Consider the following 16,980-nt stretch of genomic DNA (forward strand, 5'->3'; position numbering starts at 1 on the left):
GGCGAGTACGGATGACGGGGATAGCGAGCAGGAGGTTTCGCGGAAGGCGATCGAGCACTTCGTCGAGACCGGCCACACGGTGGACTCGATACGGCTTCCGCCGCCCTGCGTCAACAAAAACTAACGGCGCCGATCAGAACGGTGGCGAGTTCGGAATCTCGCTGTCGCCGTCACTGAACACGCGAACCCCCAGTCCGTGGAAGTCCGGGATTGCGGGTGCGTCCTCCTCTTCGTCCCGTGCGGCCTGTAGCTCCTCTTCCTCGTAGTCGTCGATCGGATCCGGCTCGACGACGTCGACGATCTCGCGGCTCTCGATATCGAGCACCGAGAAGCCTGGCGTGACGCCGGTCGCGGCGTGGGGATCGCCCGACAGCGGGACGGGACCGCGCAGGGTGACGAACATGTACTCGCCGTCCGGCGAGGACCACATGATGTCGGGTGCGTCGCGATCCTCGGGATCGTCGGATTGGGCGGGCCCGAAGGCCTCGATCTCCTCGACGACCTCGTCGGTCTCCGGATCGACGATGACGCCGTCGTTGGTCTCGCGGTTCAGCACCCACAGCTCCTCGCCGTCGGGAGTGAACCAGAAGCCGTGGGCGTCGACGCCCTCCGTGCTCTCGCCGTCGACGATGATCTCGTCCTCCTCGACGTCGTAGACGTAGTACTTGCCGACGCCGTCCTCGCCCTCGTCGGGATCCGACGGCAGCCCGGCGGTGAGGTAGAACTTCCCGTCCTCGAAGTGGGGCATGGTTCCGCAGTTAGCCGGCAGTTCGTCGCCGGAGTAGGCCCGTTCGACCTCGAAACTGTCGTGGTCGACGATGACGACGCCGGCGTCGTGGTAGCTCGGGCCGAGCGTGTGGAGCGATCGTCCCTGCCCGTCGAACTGGTGACAGATCGGGTTCGCCGACTCGATGCCGGCCTCCTGGACCGTCTCGTCCTCGGCCAGTTCGAGGCGGTCGACCTCCTCGAAGGACTCGTTCTCGAGGTCGGCGTCGACGCGGGCGACCGCCTCCTCGTCGATCACGTCGACGTGGATGTACTCGTCGTCGGGCGAGAAGATCGCCATGTGCGAACCGGGACCGGTCTCGACGTTGCCGACGAGCTCGCAGCCCTCGGTTCGGAAGACGAGAACGCGCTGGCCGGCCGTACACGCGATAGCGGCGTACTCGTAGTCCGAGCTGAAGTCGATCATGTGCGGGACGACGCCCTCCTCCGGGACGCCCTCGAGCTCGTTCAGGTCGACCGTCGTCTTCAGATCGAACTCGGCGTCGCCCTCGCCGGGTTCGTAGATGTGGATGTTGTCGGTCCCCTGATCGAGCGCCCAGACCTCGTACTCGGCGTCGGCGTAGTCGGCCGTGTCGTCGGTCTCCTCGGTGTCGTCGGCGTCGTCACCGTTCGGGTCGTCGCTCTCGTCGCCGTCCGTCTCACTGAGACAGCCAGCGACGGCGACGATTCCCGCAGTCGTGCTTCCCGCGAGAAACCGTCTGCGAGTGGAGTTCGTCTGCATACCGAGATACTCCGTACTCCGCCCTCAAAAGTTTGCGGGTTTCAGGCCCTCTACCTCGAGATTTCGGATTTGTGGACCATAGGAAGAGGCAAGATTTGTCTCACTCGAACGGGCCCGAACGCCGGAGACGCGAGCTACCGACCGTTTCGTCGGGGCCGGCCGACTCGGTACGGGAAGAGCAGGATTATGTTTCCGCTATCTACGTTCCTCAGCGAGAGTATATTTTTCACACCCACAGTTAGCTAACTATCGCTCTCTCCCCGCGAGCGGCCTCAACCGCGCCGTTCGAGTATCCGATCAATAATCAGCCGCGTCGACAGGATCTCGTCGTCGGCCGCCGGCTCGCGCGCGCTTGCCCGGCGAACCTCGCAGTCGACGCCGCGTCCCTCGAGCGCCGTTCGGATCGCGTCGGCGTCGTGGTGCTGGTCGTGACCGAGCGCGATCACGTCGGGATCGATCTCCTCGATCGGGACGAAGATGTCCTCCTCGTGGCCCAGCAGGGCCTCGTCGACGGCCTCGAGCGCGCCGACGACGTCCCGTCGCTGGCTCGCCGGACAGACTGGCGCCTCCTTGTGATCGACGTTGGCCTTCCGGGCGACGATCACGTACAGCTCGTCGCCCATGGCGGCGGCCTCCTCGAGGTAGTGGACGTGTCCGGGGTGGAGGATATCGAACGTTCCCTGCGCGATGACGGTGCGGCTCATACCGTCGATCCCGCCCCCGTCGCCGGCCGTCGATCGGTGTTCGAGTCGTCGGTCGTCTCGAGCGGGAGAGTCGCGTTCGGAGTCATGAGAGATCCTCGTCGATATCGGCCTGCGTGAAATCGAAGAACTCGTCGTTGTCCGGAAGTTCGACGTCGATCACGTTCAGCGTCGTCGGCCGTCCCTGTGAGTCGAAGGCCTTCCAGTCGCTTCGGCGGTAGGGGGCGCCGATAATAACGTGAACGCTCCCCCGGCCGAACGTCTCCAGATCCGCGCCGCTGGGACGGAGCACGCCGTTAGGATGGGAGTGGACGCTCCCCAGCGCCTTCACGTCGTTGGGGATCTGGCTCGTCCGGACCGTCGCGCTGACGCTGTTCGATTCGGTTCCCGGCACGACCAGTACGTCCGTGATGACGAGCCCGCTCTGCTCGAGTCCGAGCTCGCGAGCCTCGGTGCCCCGCAGAAACCCCATATACTCGTCGGGGTGGGCCGCCTCGGAGGACTCGATGGCGAACTCGAGGGTCTCCTCGGCGATGCCGAGGACCTCGCTCGAGCGAAACAGCGCGTCGAACAGCCCCATACCCCTCCTCCGGGCTTCCGGTTGCTAAACGTTCCGAAAGGCCACCCAGCGGGTCGGCAGGCTTAACAAGGGTTATACGCGCCCGTCCCAAACAACGGGCAACGATGACTGCTGAGCCCGCCGGAGACTCCGGCGCGGACGACGGGGATTCCGTCGTCTACGATCTCGCTGCCGACTGCACCGCAGACGACCTCGAACAGGACCGGCCGTATCTGGCCGAGATCAACGGTATCGTCGACTACGGCGTCTTCGTCGATCTCTCGGATTCGATCTCCGGACTCGTCCACGAGTCCGTCCTCGAGGGCACCTACGCCGTCGGCGACGAGCTCGTCGTCGAGCTCGAGTCGATCCGTGAAAATGGCGACATGGCGTTCGAGCCCGTCGACATCGAGGAGTACACCCTCGAATCGGTTTCCCGCGACTACGCGCTGACCGGCACCAACCGTCTCGAGGCCAACGTCGGCGACCAGATCCACGTCGAGGGGAAAGTCGTCCAGGTCAAACAGACCGGCGGCCCGACCATCTTCCACGTCGCCGACGAGCAGGGCGTCGTTCCCTGCGCCGCCTTCGAGGAGGCTGGCGTCCGCGCCTACCCCGCCATCGAGGTCGGCGACGTCATCCGGGTCACCGGGATGCCCGAACACCGCGAGGGCGCCGTCCAGATCGAGGTCGACGGCCTCTCGAAACTCGAGGGCGAGGACGCCGAACAGGCCCGCGAACGGCTCGAGGCCGCCCTCGAGGAGCGCGCCGAGCCCCACGACGTCGAGCCGCTGATCGACTGGCCCGCCTTCGAGAAGCTCCGACCCAACCTGCAGGAGGTCGCGACGCTCCTTCGCCAAACCGTCCTCGAGGGACGCCCCATCCGGGTGCGCCACCACGCCGACGGCGACGGGATGTGCGCCGCCGTCCCCGTCCAGATCGCCCTCGAGCGGTTTATCGCCGAGGTCCACGAGGATGAGGACGCCCCCCGACACCTCATCAAGCGACTGCCCGCGAAGGCGCCATTCTACGAGATGGAAGACGCCACGCGCGACCTCAACTTCGCGCTCGAGGACCGAGAGAAACACGGCCAGCAGCTTCCCCTCCTCCTGATGCTCGACAACGGCTCGACGGCCGAGGACGTGCCGGCCTACGAGACGCTGGCCCACTACGATATCCCGATCGTTGCCCTCGACCACCACCACCCCGACCCCGACGCCGTCGGCGGACTGCTCGACGCCCACGTCAACCCCTACCTCCACGACGAGGACTACCGCATCACGACGGGGATGCTCTGTGTCGAACTCGCCCGGATGATCTACCCGGACATGACCGACGAGCTTCGCCACATCCCTGCCGTCGCCGGTCTCTCCGATCGCTCGAAGGCCGACGCGATGGACGACTACCTCGCCCTCGCCGCCGAGGAGGGGTACGACGAGGATCGCCTGAAGGACGTCAGCGAGGCGCTGGACTACGCCGCCTTCTGGCTCCGGTACAACTCCGGCGATCAGCTGATCCAGGACCTGCTCCAGGTCGACAGCGACGACGAGGAGCGCCACCGCGAGCTGGTGTCGTTCTTCGCCGACCGCGCCCGCGAGGAGGTCGACGAACAGCTCGAGGCCGCCATGCCCCACGTCGAACACGAGGAACTCGACAACGGCGCCCACCTCTACGGGATCGACGTCGAGAACTACGCCCACCGCTTTACCTACCCCGCACCGGGCAAGACCACCGGCGAGATCCACGACCGCAAGATCGAGGAGACCGGCGACCCCGTGATCACGGTCGGCTACGGCCCCGACTTCGCCGTCCTCCGCTCCGACGGCGTTCGCCTCGACATCCCGAACATGGTCTCGGAGCTCGAAGCGGAGATCCCCGGCGGCGGCGTCTCCGGCGGCGGCCACCTCGTCGTCGGCTCGATCAAGTTCGTCAAGGGCAAACGCGAGGAGGTCGTCGACGCCCTGATCGAGAAGATGGCCGAGGCCGACATCGACGAGGCCCTCTCGAGTGCGGCGCTGATCGACGACTGAAACCGGCCACACTCTTTATCACTCCGAAGTGAAAAGCGATGCTGCGTATCGAATGAGTTCGTCCCGAGACGACACGACGTTCGACAGCCAGGAGAGTTCGCAGGCGATCGTCGCGGAGCTGTCCGAGCTGGCGCTCCGGGCCGAGGATACCGAGGAGCTGCTGGACGCGGCCGTCGACGCCGCCGCGGGAGCGCTCGAGGCCGACTCCTCGGTGCTCTTCGAGCGACTCCCCGGCGGGAACCGCGCGGTGTGTCGTCGGAGTACGGGTGCGAGCGACGACGACGCGTCGGCGACGGTCTCGCTCGACCACGGGGACTCGCCGCTCGTGCGGGCGGTCACGGACGACGACTCCGTCGTCGTTGACGACCTGGCGGATCGAGGAGGCGAGTATCCTGATCGGCTGCTCGAACGCGACGTCCGGAGCGGGCTCTGGGCGCCCGTCGGCACCGACGACCCCTGGGGCGTCCTCGAGGTTCGCGCCGCGGTACCGAACGCGTTCGACGCGGACGACGCTGCGACCCTGCGGACGATCGCGAACGTCCTCGCTGGCGCGCTCGAGTCCGCGTCCGGCGAGGCGGACGCCGAGCTCGGCGGGGAGTGGACCCGCAAGGGGGAGGTTCTGGAACGGAGCCCCGTCGGGATTACGGTCGTCGGCGCCGACGGGACGCTGCAGTTCGCGAACGAGCGAGCGGAGGAGATTCTCGGACGGAGTCGCACAGAGATCGCCGACGTCGCCCACGACGACCCGCGCTGGGGGCTCGTCGACGCGAACGGAGAGCCGATCTCGACCGACGACCTCCCGTTCGACCGGGTCCTCGAGACCGGCGAACCGGTCACCGACGTTGAGCTCGGCGCGACCCGCCCGGACGGAACGCGAGTCTGGCTCTCGGTCGACGCCGCGCCGTTGCGAACGGACGACACGGACCGTCCCGACGTGGTCTTTGCGCTAACCGACGTCACCGACCGGAAACGAATCGAGACCGAGTTCGAGGAGATACTGGACCGGGTGACCGACGCCTTCTACGCGCTCGACGCCGAGTGGCGGTTCACACACGTCAACGAGCGTGCGGCGGAGCTGATCGATGTTACGGATCGAGGACTGGTCGGCGAGCGCGTCTGGGACGTCTTCGAGTGGGCCGCCGACTCGAAGCTCCGCACGGAGTACGAACGCGCCATGGAGCGCCAGGAGGCGTCCTCGTTCGAACTCTACTACCCCGACCCGCTCGACACCTGGTTCGAGATCCACGTCTACCCCTCGGAGACGGGACTCTCCGTGTACTTCCGGGATATCTCGGAGCAGAAAGCGCGGGAACGGCGCCTGCGTGAGGAGCGTGATCTCACTGACCGGATCATCGAGACGAATCCGACCGGAATCGTCACGCTCGGCCCCGACGGTTCGTTCGAGCGGATGAACCGACGAGCCGAGGAGATCACGGGGTACGCGGCCGACGAGCTCGAGGACCTCGCTGGCGGAACGGCCGGACTCGATCCCGTGAAACCTGACGGAGAGCCGTTTTCGCCCGACGAAATTCCGACCCGACAGGTCTTTTCCGACGGCGAGACGATCCACGACCTCGAGATCGGGCTCGAGCGTGCCGACGGACGACGGATCTGGCTCTCGGTGAGCGGGACGCCACTGCGTGAGGACGGCGAGATATCGGGGGCAGTGTTTTCGTTCGTCGACATCACCGAGCGAAAGCAGATCGAAACCGACCTCCGGGAGAGCGAGGCGAAGTTCCGCCAGGTCACGGAGAACGTTTCGGAGGTGGTCTGGCTGAGCAGCCCGGAGAAAGACGAGATGCACTACGTGAACCCGGCCTACGAGGACGTCTGGGGCCGGGCTCGTGACTCGCTGTACGAGGACCCGGCGTCGTTCGTCGACGCGATCCATCCGGCGGATCGGGACCGCGTCCTCGAGGCCCTTCCCGAACAACGGGAGGGGACCTACGACGAGGAGTACCGCGTCGTTCGCCCGGATGGCGAGGTACGCTGGGTGCGGGATCGGGCGGTTCCGATCCGCGACAGCGACGGCGACGTCTACCGGATCGTCGGGATCGCAAGCGACGTCACTGACCAGCGGAAGGTCGAACAGGAGCTTCGCGCGCGGGAGCAGGAACTCTCACGGCTGATGGGCAACGTTCCCGGGATGGTCTACCGCTGTCGGAACGAGCGCGGCTGGCCTATGGAGTTCGTCAGCGACGGCTGTGAGGAGCTGACCGGGTACAGCTCGACCGTCCTCGAGCAGGGGGACGTGCAGTGGGGAACCGACGTCGTCGTCCCGGCGGACCGCAGGAAGCTCTGGGAGCGAATCCAGACGAACGTCTCCGATCGGGAGCCGTTCTCGACGACCTACCGGATCGAAACCGCTGGCGGGGACGAACGGTGGGTCAAAGAGACCGGGCGGGCGGTCGTCGAGGACGGCAGCATCGAGACCATCGAGGGAGTCGTCATCGACATCACCGAGCGCAAGCGCTACCAGCAGCGACTCGAGGAGACGAACGATCGACTCGCGCGGACGAACGAGCGCCTCGAGCGAGCCAACCACCGCCTCGAGAAGTCGAACGAGCGCTTAGAGCAGTTCGCCTACGCCGCCAGTCACGACCTCCAGGAGCCGTTACGGATGGTCTCGAGCTACCTTCGACTGATCGAAGACCGCTACGCCACGGAGTTCGACGAGGACGGACGGGAGTTCCTCGCGTTTGCCGTCGACGGCGCCGACCGAATGCGCGAGATGATCGACGGGCTACTCGCGTACTCCCGGGTCGAAAACCAGGGCCAACCCCTCGAGCCCGTCGACCTGGAGGACGTCCTCGAGGACGTACGCGACGACCTCCAGCTCCGGCTCGAGGAAAGCGACGCGGTGCTTTCGGTCGGCTCCTTGCCCCGCGTCGAGGGTGACGCCAGCCAGCTCCGACAGCTGTTCCAGAATCTGCTCGAGAACGCGATCGAGTACAGCGGCGAGACACCCCCGAAAATCGAGGTCGAGGCCGAACGGAACGGCGAGACGTGGATCGTCTCGGTCAGCGACGAGGGAATCGGGATCCCCGACGGCGAATCCGATCGCGTCTTCGAAGTGTTCGAACGGCTCCATCCCGTCGACGACCACGCTGGACCCGGGATCGGACTCGCGCTCTGTCAGCGGATCGTCGAGCGCCACGGCGGGGAGATCCGGGTCGACTCCGAGTCCGGCGAGGGGTCGACGTTCACCGTTACGCTTCCGGCTCAGCAGCGCTGAGATCGCCGCTCGCGCTCGTCGATTAAAACTGGTAGCGTCGCTCGTCGTCCATGCTCGGATACTGGTCGGCGCCGGTCATCTCGTCGTAGGTCATCCCCGAGAGGTACTCGTCGTAGGTGACGTCGTAGCCCGAGCGCAGCTGGAAGTCGAGTTTGCCGCTCTCGACGGTCGTCTGGAACAGCATGTGGATCGCCCGGCGGACGAGTTCGTCGGTCGCCTCGGGCTCGAGGGCCGACTCGAGCAGGGCGAGTTCGTTTCTCGTTTCGCGGTCGAGGGCGACGGACAGCTCGTCGCCGACGTCGGCGTAGGACTCCTGTACGTCGTCGTTGAGATCGTCGAGGCTCATACGGGAGCGGAGTCATGCGGGCCGGATAGACCTTTCGTGCTCGCCCGACGAGACTCCTCGAGCGCGTTCGAATCGCAGGCCGATTCAGTAGACGTAAGCCGGGGGAGTCGCTAGAACGGCCGATGAGTGATGCCGACGCCGACGTCGACTCCGGGACCGATGAGCCGTCGGTGCCCGACGACCTCGAGCCGGTCCGCGAGTCGCTGATCGCGTGGTACGAGGCCGACCACCGCTCGTACCCCTGGCGCGAGACCGACGACGCCTACGAGATCCTCGTCAGCGAGGTGATGAGCCAGCAGACCCAGCTCGACCGGGTCGTTGACGCCTGGGAGGACTTCCTCGAGCGCTGGCCGACCACCGCCGAGCTGGCGGCCGCGGATCGGGCCGACGTCGTCGGCTTCTGGACCGACCACAGCCTCGGCTACAACAACCGCGCGAAGTACCTCCACGAGGCCGCCGGACAGGTCGAGGCGGAGTACGACGGCGAGTTTCCGGAGACGCCCGAGGAGCTTCAGGAGCTGATGGGCGTCGGTCCCTACACTGCCAATGCGGTCGCGAGCTTCGCGTTCAACAGCGGGAACGCAGTCGTCGACACCAACGTCAAACGTGTTCTGTACCGGGCCTTCGACGTTCCCGACGACGATTCGGCCTTCGAGGAGCGGGCCAACGAGTTGATGCCCGCGGGTCGCTCGAGGGTCTGGAACAACGCCATCATGGAGCTGGGCGGGGTCGCCTGCCGACAGACGCCCCGCTGTGACGAAGTTGGCTGCCCCTGGCGGGAGTGGTGTTCGGCCTACGCGACGGGCGATTTCACCGCCCCCGACGTCCCGACCCAGCCCAGCTTCGAGGGGAGCCGCCGACAGTTCCGTGGGCGCGTGATCGGAACGCTTCGGGAGTACGACGAGCTCGAGCTGGACGCACTCGGCCACCGGATCCGGGTCGACTACGTTCCCGAGGGTGAGTACGGGCGGGCGTGGCTCGAGGGGCTCCTGTCGGATCTCGCGGACGACGGGTTAGTCGAGGTCGAAAAACGGAACGGGGAGACGCTCGCGCGTCTCACACGGTAGCCCCCTCGAAGCGGCGGGGAAATCATCGCTCGAGCGCGTCAGCTCGAGTCCGACGCCTCTTCGAACGGCGCCTCGACCTCCTGGGCCGCGTCGGTATCGACGAACACCGCGAACAGCGCGCCGAGCAGGATTCCGTACAGCACGTGACCCGCAAGGCTCTCGGCGGCGATCGCTGGGAACGCGGGATCCCCCCCACCAACCGAGATGACGACGGTCGTGGCGACGACCGGGAGCAACGCCCAGACCGCCAGGCCGTAAACGAAGCCGGCGAGGACGAACCGCACCGCCAGGCCGGTCTCCTCGAGGACGGTGAACTGGGTGTCGGCGGTGATCGTCCCGAGGATCGTCTCACGCGAGACGAGCGCGCCGAACACGACCCCGAGGACGAGCCCGTGGAACAGGTGGAACACCCAGCCGAGCCCGCCGGCCGTATCGAAGCCGTAGATCCCGGGAATGACGTCGGTCACGATCTCGGGATCGACGACCCACAGCAGGGCGCCGAAGAGCAACGAGCCGACGATTCCCCCGATCGCGCCGCCGAGCAGCCAGTTGGTGCTGCCGCCGAGGCCGTAGTCGGTAGGACTTGCGGATTCAGTGCTCATACCGTGCCGTTCTAGTCCGATGCCGTAGAAAAGTGTTGGCCATGAAACACAATATCGGTGAAAGCGACTGTGAGCGGACGGGTTTGGGGAAAGTTCTCGATTAAAGGCGACTGGGGACTCGAGTGGCGGTGCTCAAACGGCGGGGCTCGAGTGTTGGCGAGGGAGGGACGTGCGGTAGTTCGACGACACACGCCGCTCCTTAACCGTTATTCCGTCAGAAGTGAGGGCAGATTTGAGCCTCGACGAGACGTGCTCGCTCACGGCGCGAAGCGCCGTTCGCAATCGCGGTCGGCGACCGCGCTCTCGCTGCGCACGACTCGTCTGGTTTGCACTCATCTTCGACTCGCGCTCACTGCCGGCCTCCTCAGTAGAGTAGCAGGTGGGAAAAGCACTCTCGAGTCTACGCTTAGTCTGCGTCGCAAGTTGGCGATTCGAAATTAACCCGAGTATGAATAGATTATGGGATTTACTTTTCCGGATTGGTGTGTTTGTACACCAGGTGCAGAGTCCAATTCTTCAGACAAAAGGTATGACCACAGACTATCGAACGTATTGTATCTTCCCGTCTTCTCCGGGAATTTCTTTCTAAAGTGCTCTCTGAAATCTCCTCGTTGTGCTTCACCAACTTCCTTCAAATAGTTATATGCATATTGAAGTAGTGCCTGTCGCTCTTTCTTTGTCATTTTTTCTCCAGATATATTTGCGTTTTCAACCCATTCTTCTATCTCAATATCCAGTTCAGATGGGATTTCTTCATCACCGATATAGCGCCAGTATTTGTTGCCACCAGAAGGAGACTCAATATCCTCACACGTATGTAGTGTGTCTCGAATACAGTATATCCAGAGACCATCATAATTGGTGTAATGTGCAGTATAGTCAGGCAGTGAATCAATAAGATTCTCTTTTGTCACGGTCCCTTCTTCGCGTATACTGTTATACGCATGCTGGATCATTGCCTGCTGCATCTCTACCGCTTTTCCACTCCCAACAGGCTGGTCATCTAAATTCTTGACCCAGTCGTCAATCTCATCTACCATTACCTCTTCTTCCAATTCAGGTGACACATATCTCCAAACACCTTTTGTTCCACCCCCAGTATCATGGATACGCGGCAGTTCTGACAGGTTGTCCCTCAGATAGTTTTGCCATTGGCGATCAAGATCTTCCGAAGAGAGGCTATTAGACGTTGTTTTTACTACATGGTCCTTGATTTCTTGTCCTTTTGCTTTCTCTTTACTACGTAGAAAATTGTATGCAGTAAGTATGTATTCTGCACGTTCTTCACGTACTTCTTCTGTTCGTCCAGGTAGATACGTCCCCAGGGTTTCAAGCACATCTTCTGGGGCCCTTGGAAGATTCTCGTCTGCAGGGTCGGTACTGAGATTTTGAATTAGATCATCAATAAATGAATCTACTTCCTCTTCAATATCAGATGCAAGAGAATTATTCGTTTTCTCTATCAATATTTCTGCCATATCCTTTTTAATACTATTTGCGTTTTCTTCGAGTTTTTTGATCCCCTGACTCCTTGTATTCAATTCTTTTTCAAGTTCATAAGATTGGCCCGATTCTATCATCTCTTTCGAAAGAATACGTAGATTTTCCCAATCGGAACCTAAATTACCAATTGTCGTCTCAAACAATGGTCCTTCCGCGGAACTGGGTGCACCAGTAAGGCTTAAAACATGAAACTGCTTTCCGTTCGTTAGAAGACCCCAGTCTGTTTCGGTTTGCCGCATATAGCTCCTAAGCTGTTCTCTGTCCTCTTCTGTTAAGCTATGGGCTCCAGATTTAGCTTCAACAATCACATCTGGTTCATCATCGACAAAAAGTGCATAATCTATCTTGAGATAGGTAGTCCCAGCCCTAACTGAATACTGTGTCCGTACATCATTGAATCGGTCCCATCCCAGAAGATCAAGGAGGGGTTGGATGAATTTCATTTCAACATCACTTTCTGATAAATCAGAGAAAGTATCCATGGCCTGTTTTGACCGTTCAATATAGTTAGCTAGGTCTTCGCTCATGACATTGGTAGCATCATTCACAGCTTTCCTAATATAGTCTGGTATATGGTGTAGTGTTTCAGTGGTGTAGTGTTTCAGTGTTGCAGTGACGACGTGATATAGTTCACATTTGGAGAGATAGATTTTATCCTGGATTATAAAATGGAATCTAACTAGATGGCACTATTCTTACTACTCCTGAGACCAGACGCACGATCACCACCAATCGGCTCAGGAACCCGTCGGAAAAAGCTTAATCAGGATTCCTGGGTGAGGATGCGTTGGAAATAGATTGGAGCAGATTTGAACCTCGACGAGACGTGCTCGCTTCGCTGCGCGCGACTCGTCTGGTTCAAACTGCCGTAACAATTTTGACGGAACGAACGACTCGCTTCGCTCGTCGTTGTTGTTCCGTCAAAAGTGGGTTGGGGCAGATTTGAACTGCCGGCCTCCTCCATGTCAAGGAGGTGTCATAACCAGACTAGACCACCAACCCGCCTGGTTTCGCGTCCGTGGCGTCGGGCGCCACCTCGCCTGCACTCGTTCGTTGCCCGCCACCGTAATTGAAGGTTTCGAATCGCTCGCTGTGCGTAACTCGGCCCCACGGACCGACGACACGCTTAAGTTGGTGTACTTATTTGGTCATTGTAAGACAACTACGTACATTGGTGTTCACTATGCAGGAGTTCATTGAGCGGGTGGCCGACGGGGAGGATCTCACACAGAAGGAGGCTCGAGCGGCCTCGACGGCCGTGTTCGAGGGCGCAACGGACGCCCAGATCGGTGCGCTGCTGGCGGCGCTGCGGGCGAAAGGCGAGACCGAAGCCGAAATCGCGGGCTTCGCCCAGGGGATGCGCGAAGCCGCCCGGACGATCGACCCCGCCCGAGAGCCGCTGGTCGACACCTGCGGCACGGGCGGGGACGACTACGACACGATCAACGTCTCGACGACCAGCGCGATCGTCGCCGCCGGCGCCGGCGTTCCGGTCGCCAAACACGGCAATTACTCCGTCTCGTCCTCGTCGGGCAGCGCGGACGTCTTAGAGGAGGTCGGCGTCGAGATCGAGGCCGAACCGCCGGCCGTCGAGGACGCCATCGAGCGCGACGGGATCGGGTTCATGCTCGCGCCCGTCTTCCACCCGGCGATGAAGGCCGTCATCGGTCCGCGCAAGGAACTCGGCATGCGGACGCTGTTTAACGTGCTCGGGCCGCTGACCAACCCCGCCGGCGCCGACGCCCAGGTCGTCGGCGTCTACGACCCCGACCTCGTCCCGGTGCTCGCGGACGCCCTCTCGCGCATGGACGTCGACCGCGCGCTGGTCGTCCACGGCGCGGGCACCGACGAAATCGCGATCCATGGCCGAACGAAGGTCGCGGAGGTCGAGGGAACCGACGTCGAGGAGTACGTCCTCGAGCCGGCCGACCTCGGACTCGAGGAACGCGCCATCGAGGAGATCGCGGGCGGGACCCCGACCGAGAACGCTCGAGACATGCGCGGTATCGTCGAGGGCGACGTGGGCGGTGCGAAGCGGGACGTGATCCTCGCGAACGCCGGCGCGGCCGTCTACGTCGCGGGCGAGGTCGCCTCGCTGGCCGCGGGTGTCGAGGCGGCCCGCGCGGCCATCGAGACCGGCGACGCCGCGGCCAAACTCGAGGAGCTCTGCGCGCAGAACCGAACCCGGGCGCCGACCCAGGAGGGACGATGACGCGGGTAAAGGCCTGTGGCACCACCTGCGAGGACGACCTCGAGGCGGCCGTCGAGGCGGGCGCCGACGCCGTCGGACTCATCGCCGAGGTCCCCGTCGACACCCACCGCGAGATCTCGCCCAAGCGCGCGCGATCGCTCGCGGCGGCCGCGCCGCCGTTCGTGACGACCGTGCTCGTGACGATGCCCGAGACGCCCGCGGAAGCGATCGGGTTAGTCGAGCGCGTCCGTCCCGACGCCGTTCAGCTTCACGGGACGCTCGAGCCCGACGGGGTCGCCTCGGTCCGCGAGGCGGTCGATGCGACGGTGCTCGTCGTCCTCGAGGCCGGCGAGACCGACGCGGCGACCGCGGAGGCGTACGACGCAGTTGCCGACGGGCTGCTCGTCGATACCCCCGCAGTCGACGGCGGTGGCGGCACCGGTGAGACCCACAACTGGGAGGTGACCCGCGAACTCGCGGCGGGTCTCGACTCCCCGCTCGTTCTCGCCGGTGGGCTGACCCCCGAAAACGTCGCCGACGCGGTGCGGGCGGTCGAGCCGTTCGCCGTCGACGTCGCCAGCGGGATCGAGAACGCCGAGGGGCGCACGGACCCCGGCGCAGTACGGACGTTCGTCGAGCGAGCGAAGAACGTGAACGTGCCGATCCCCCGATCATGACCGACGGCGAACGATCGCCGACGGAGCCGACCGCGCTCGACATCGACCGCGAGGCGCTCCGGGAGCACGTCGAGGCCGACGGGTCCCGTCCCGTCGTCGTCCGGGCCGTCGCCGAACTCGAGGTCGAGACGTCGCCGCTCGCCGCGTACGCGGCCCTGACCGGGCGCTCGAGGGGAAGCGACCGCGAGCGCTCGCCGTACGCCTTCCTGCTCGAGAGTGCCGAAAAGACCGCCTCGAGCGACCCCGACGGCGCCTTCCGACCCAACGCCACCCGGGCGGATCGCCACGCCCGGTACTCCTACGTCGGCTACGACCCCGAGGCCGTCGTCACCGTCGGCCCCGAGGGGGCGTCGGTCGAGGCCCTCTCGGCGAACCCGCCGCTCCGGGAACTCGAGACCGATCCCGACGGGGATACGGTCGACACCCTCCGGGCCGCCCTGCCGGACGTCCGGCTCGAGAACTTCCCGGATCACGACCGTCAGCACCTGGAGGGCGGGCTGGTCGGGTTTCTCGCGTACGACGCCGTCTACGACCTCTGGCTCGAGGAGGTCGGCTGCGAGCGACCCGACTCGCGCTTTCCGGACGCGCAGTTCGTCCTGACGACGAGGACGCTTGCGTTCGACGAGCGCGACGGGACGGTCTCGCTGGTCTTCACACCCGTTCTCGAGGACGGCGACGATCCCGACGCGGTCTACGACGAACTGCTCGCGGAGGCTGCCGACGTCGCGGAGACCCTCGGCGAAGCCTCGGAGCCGGATTCGGGCGGATTCGTTCGCGAGGACGAGCGTGCGGGCTCGCGCGAGGCGTACGAGGAGAGCGTCCGCCGCGCGAAAGAGCACGTTTTAGACGGTGACATCTACCAGGGCGTCATTTCACGGACGCGGGAGCTGTACGGCGAGGTCGACCCCATCGGGTTCTACGAGGCGATGCGCGAGGTCAACCCTTCGCCGTACATGTACTTACTCGAGCACGACGACCTGACCGTCGTCGGCGCGAGTCCGGAGACCCTGGTCTCGGTGCGGGGCCGCGAGATCATGTCGAACCCGATCGCGGGCACCTGCGACCGGGGGTCTGGCCCCGTCGAGGACCGACGGCTGGCCGGCGAGATGCTGGCCGACGAGAAGGAACGCGCCGAGCACACGATGCTCGTCGATCTGGCGCGCAACGACGTGCGCCGGGTCGCCGAACCGGGTTCGGTGCGGGTCGACGAGTTCATGAACGTCCTGAAGTACAGCCACGTCCAGCACATCGAGTCGACGGTGACGGGTCAGCTAGCGGAGGACGCAGATGCGTTCGACGCGACCCGGGCCGCCTTTCCCGCGGGGACCCTCTCGGGGGCGCCGAAGATCCGCGCGATGGAGATCATCGACGAGCTCGAGGCCGAACCGCGCGGACTGTACGGCGGCGGGGTCGGCTACTACTCCTGGACGGGCGACGCCGACTTCGCGATCGTCATTCGGACCGCCACCGTAGAAGCCGACGGCGACCGCGATCGGATCACCGTCCAGGCCGGCGCCGGACTGGTCGCCGACAGCGATCCGACCGCCGAGTACGAGGAGACCGAGAAGAAGATGGGCGGCGTGCTGGCCGCCCTCGAGAAGATCGAGGACGAACGGACTGAGGCCACCCCGGAGGTGGGGCAATGAGCGCAACCGAGACTCGAGACGGGCGCGAGTCGGAGGGCGAGACCGTCCGGATCCTCGTGATCGACAACTACGACTCCTTTACGTACAACCTCGTCGAGTACGTCAGCCAGCAGCCCGGGACCGAAACCGAGGTGCGCAAGAATACGGCCTCGCTCGAAGAGGTCCGGGCCGTCGACCCCGATGGGATTATCGTCAGCCCCGGTCCGGGCCACCCGAAGAACGACCGCGACGTCGGCGTGTCGCTGGACGTCCTTCGAGAGGTTAGCCCCGAGGTGCCGACACTGGGCGTGTGCCTCGGCCTCGAGGCGGCCGTCTACGCCTACGGGGGCTCGGTCGGTCGCGCGCCCGACCCCGTCCACGGCAAGGCCTGGGCGGTCGACCACGACGGCAAGGGCGTCTACGCCGGCCTCGAGCAGGGGTTTCGCGCCGGCCGCTACCACTCGTTGGTCGCGACGGAGGTACCCGACTGCTTCGCGGTGACGGCGACGGCCGACCACGACGGCACCGAACTCGTCATGGGCGTGCGCCACCGCGAGTACCCGATCGAGTGCGTCCAGTTCCACCCCGAGAGCGTGCTCACGGCCGTGGGTCACGACGTGATCGAGAACTTCCTCGAGGGGCTGTAACGGGTGTCGGTTCGGCTACTTTTGGCTTGACTTCTGTTACTCCCGACTGAGCGACCGGCATTGCAGTGGCGCGCGCTGACCGAGAGCGAGCGAACTGCGAGCTCTCGGACCCAAGCTGTGCGAGGTCTTCGTGAACAGCGTGAACGAAGGCTTGTCAGAGCGTGCTCTGACAGTGGATGAGCGAACGAAGGAAGTGAGTGAGCGTAGCGCGGAACCTTCGGTTCCGCGGACCATGCGAACGGGCGCTGCGCGCCCGTGAGCAGAAATCGGTTGGGGAGGACGTGGCAATA

At 64.1% G+C, this 16,980-nt stretch carries 13 protein-coding genes and 1 tRNA gene; 7 read left to right on the top strand and 7 right to left on the bottom strand.

Translation table 11 applies throughout. The features are described 5' to 3' along the window. Positions 1–133: 133 nt before the first annotated feature. From C491_RS20065 to C491_RS20075, 3 genes are all read right to left on the bottom strand, one after another. A complete protein-coding gene (locus C491_RS20065) occupies positions 134–1,507 on the bottom strand; it encodes a YncE family protein (protein WP_005559707.1) in 1,374 nt (457 codons plus the stop codon). Between the two features lie 272 nt (positions 1,508–1,779). Further along, a complete protein-coding gene (locus tag C491_RS20070; protein ID WP_005559713.1) occupies positions 1,780–2,211 on the bottom strand; it encodes an adenylyltransferase/cytidyltransferase family protein in 432 nt (143 codons plus the stop codon). An 82-nt stretch (positions 2,212–2,293) separates the two neighbouring features. Continuing rightward, the gene (locus C491_RS20075) at positions 2,294–2,788 is read right to left on the bottom strand and encodes a Mov34/MPN/PAD-1 family protein (protein WP_005559715.1); all 495 of its coding nucleotides are present in this window, start codon (positions 2,786–2,788) and stop codon (positions 2,294–2,296) included. 104 nt (positions 2,789–2,892) lie between these two features. Between C491_RS20075 and C491_RS20080 the strand changes: the two genes are divergently transcribed. Continuing rightward, positions 2,893–4,797, top strand: a complete 1,905-nt coding sequence (locus tag C491_RS20080) for a DHH family phosphoesterase (RefSeq protein WP_005559716.1) — start codon at positions 2,893–2,895, stop codon at positions 4,795–4,797. Between the two features lie 52 nt (positions 4,798–4,849). After that, a complete protein-coding gene (locus C491_RS20085; protein WP_005559717.1) occupies positions 4,850–8,032 on the top strand; it encodes a PAS domain S-box protein in 3,183 nt (1,060 codons plus the stop codon). Positions 8,033–8,054: 22 nt separating this feature from the next. Here C491_RS20085 and C491_RS20090 read toward each other — a convergent pair whose 3' ends face one another. After that, positions 8,055–8,378 carry a hypothetical protein gene (locus C491_RS20090; RefSeq protein ID WP_005559719.1) on the bottom strand — a complete coding sequence of 108 codons (324 nt, stop codon included), beginning with the start codon at positions 8,376–8,378 and terminating at the stop codon, positions 8,055–8,057. Between the two features lie 122 nt (positions 8,379–8,500). Between C491_RS20090 and C491_RS20095 the strand changes: the two genes are divergently transcribed. Then, positions 8,501–9,445 (top strand): HhH-GPD family protein, encoded by a 945-nt coding sequence (locus C491_RS20095; protein ID WP_005559721.1) that lies wholly within the window; start codon positions 8,501–8,503, stop codon positions 9,443–9,445. Between the two features lie 38 nt (positions 9,446–9,483). Here C491_RS20095 and C491_RS20100 read toward each other — a convergent pair whose 3' ends face one another. The 3 genes from C491_RS20100 to C491_RS20105 all read right to left on the bottom strand — a co-directional run bounded on the left by C491_RS20100 (position 9,484) and on the right by C491_RS20105 (position 12,552). After that, positions 9,484–10,047 (bottom strand): hypothetical protein, encoded by a 564-nt coding sequence (locus C491_RS20100; RefSeq protein WP_005559723.1) that lies wholly within the window; start codon positions 10,045–10,047, stop codon positions 9,484–9,486. A gap of 437 nt (positions 10,048–10,484) precedes the next feature. Then, on the bottom strand, positions 10,485–12,077 hold the full coding sequence (locus tag C491_RS22190) for a type I restriction enzyme HsdR N-terminal domain-containing protein (RefSeq protein ID WP_083909397.1): 1,593 nt from the start codon (positions 12,075–12,077) through the stop codon (positions 10,485–10,487). 400 nt (positions 12,078–12,477) lie between these two features. Further along, positions 12,478–12,552 (bottom strand) — tRNA-Val (locus tag C491_RS20105). A gap of 181 nt (positions 12,553–12,733) precedes the next feature. Between C491_RS20105 and trpD the strand changes: the two genes are divergently transcribed. The 4 genes from trpD to trpG are packed head-to-tail and all read left to right on the top strand — an operon-like array spanning position 12,734 to position 16,690. After that, positions 12,734–13,762 carry an anthranilate phosphoribosyltransferase gene (gene trpD, locus C491_RS20110; RefSeq protein ID WP_005559725.1) on the top strand — a complete coding sequence of 343 codons (1,029 nt, stop codon included), beginning with the start codon at positions 12,734–12,736 and terminating at the stop codon, positions 13,760–13,762. After that, positions 13,759–14,418: a phosphoribosylanthranilate isomerase gene (locus tag C491_RS20115; protein WP_005559727.1), complete on the top strand. Its 660-nt coding sequence runs from the start codon at positions 13,759–13,761 to the stop codon at positions 14,416–14,418. Before trpD ends, C491_RS20115 begins: the two co-directional genes overlap by 4 nt. Continuing rightward, a complete protein-coding gene (trpE, locus tag C491_RS20120; RefSeq protein ID WP_005559729.1) occupies positions 14,415–16,064 on the top strand; it encodes an anthranilate synthase component I in 1,650 nt (549 codons plus the stop codon). The genes C491_RS20115 and trpE overlap by 4 nt, the downstream gene beginning before the upstream one ends. Further along, complete coding sequence (gene trpG / locus C491_RS20125) at positions 16,061–16,690, top strand: anthranilate synthase component II (protein WP_005559731.1); 630 nt, start codon at positions 16,061–16,063, stop codon at positions 16,688–16,690. Before trpE ends, trpG begins: the two co-directional genes overlap by 4 nt. Positions 16,691–16,980 lie beyond the last annotated feature (290 nt).

It is taken from the genome of Natronococcus amylolyticus DSM 10524 (assembly GCF_000337675.1).
GTDB lineage: Archaea > Halobacteriota > Halobacteria > Halobacteriales > Natrialbaceae > Natronococcus > Natronococcus amylolyticus.

Bases quoted from the DNA above. Each gene is read 5' to 3' on its own strand.
- C491_RS20070 (WP_005559713.1), bottom strand. From the start codon at position 2,211: ATGAGCCGCACCGTCATCGCGCAGGGAACGTTCGATATCCTCCACCCC.
- trpD (WP_005559725.1), top strand. From the start codon at position 12,734: ATGCAGGAGTTCATTGAGCGGGTGGCCGACGGGGAGGATCTCACACAG.
- C491_RS20080 (WP_005559716.1), top strand. From the start codon at position 2,893: ATGACTGCTGAGCCCGCCGGAGACTCCGGCGCGGACGACGGGGATTCC.
- C491_RS20115 (WP_005559727.1), top strand. From the start codon at position 13,759: ATGACGCGGGTAAAGGCCTGTGGCACCACCTGCGAGGACGACCTCGAG.
- C491_RS20065 (WP_005559707.1), bottom strand. From the start codon at position 1,507: ATGCAGACGAACTCCACTCGCAGACGGTTTCTCGCGGGAAGCACGACT.
- C491_RS22190 (WP_083909397.1), bottom strand. From the start codon at position 12,077: ATGAGCGAAGACCTAGCTAACTATATTGAACGGTCAAAACAGGCCATG.
- C491_RS20090 (WP_005559719.1), bottom strand. From the start codon at position 8,378: ATGAGCCTCGACGATCTCAACGACGACGTACAGGAGTCCTACGCCGAC.
- C491_RS20075 (WP_005559715.1), bottom strand. From the start codon at position 2,788: ATGGGGCTGTTCGACGCGCTGTTTCGCTCGAGCGAGGTCCTCGGCATC.
- trpE (WP_005559729.1), top strand. From the start codon at position 14,415: ATGACCGACGGCGAACGATCGCCGACGGAGCCGACCGCGCTCGACATC.
- C491_RS20085 (WP_005559717.1), top strand. From the start codon at position 4,850: ATGAGTTCGTCCCGAGACGACACGACGTTCGACAGCCAGGAGAGTTCG.
- trpG (WP_005559731.1), top strand. From the start codon at position 16,061: ATGAGCGCAACCGAGACTCGAGACGGGCGCGAGTCGGAGGGCGAGACC.
- C491_RS20100 (WP_005559723.1), bottom strand. From the start codon at position 10,047: ATGAGCACTGAATCCGCAAGTCCTACCGACTACGGCCTCGGCGGCAGC.
- C491_RS20095 (WP_005559721.1), top strand. From the start codon at position 8,501: ATGAGTGATGCCGACGCCGACGTCGACTCCGGGACCGATGAGCCGTCG.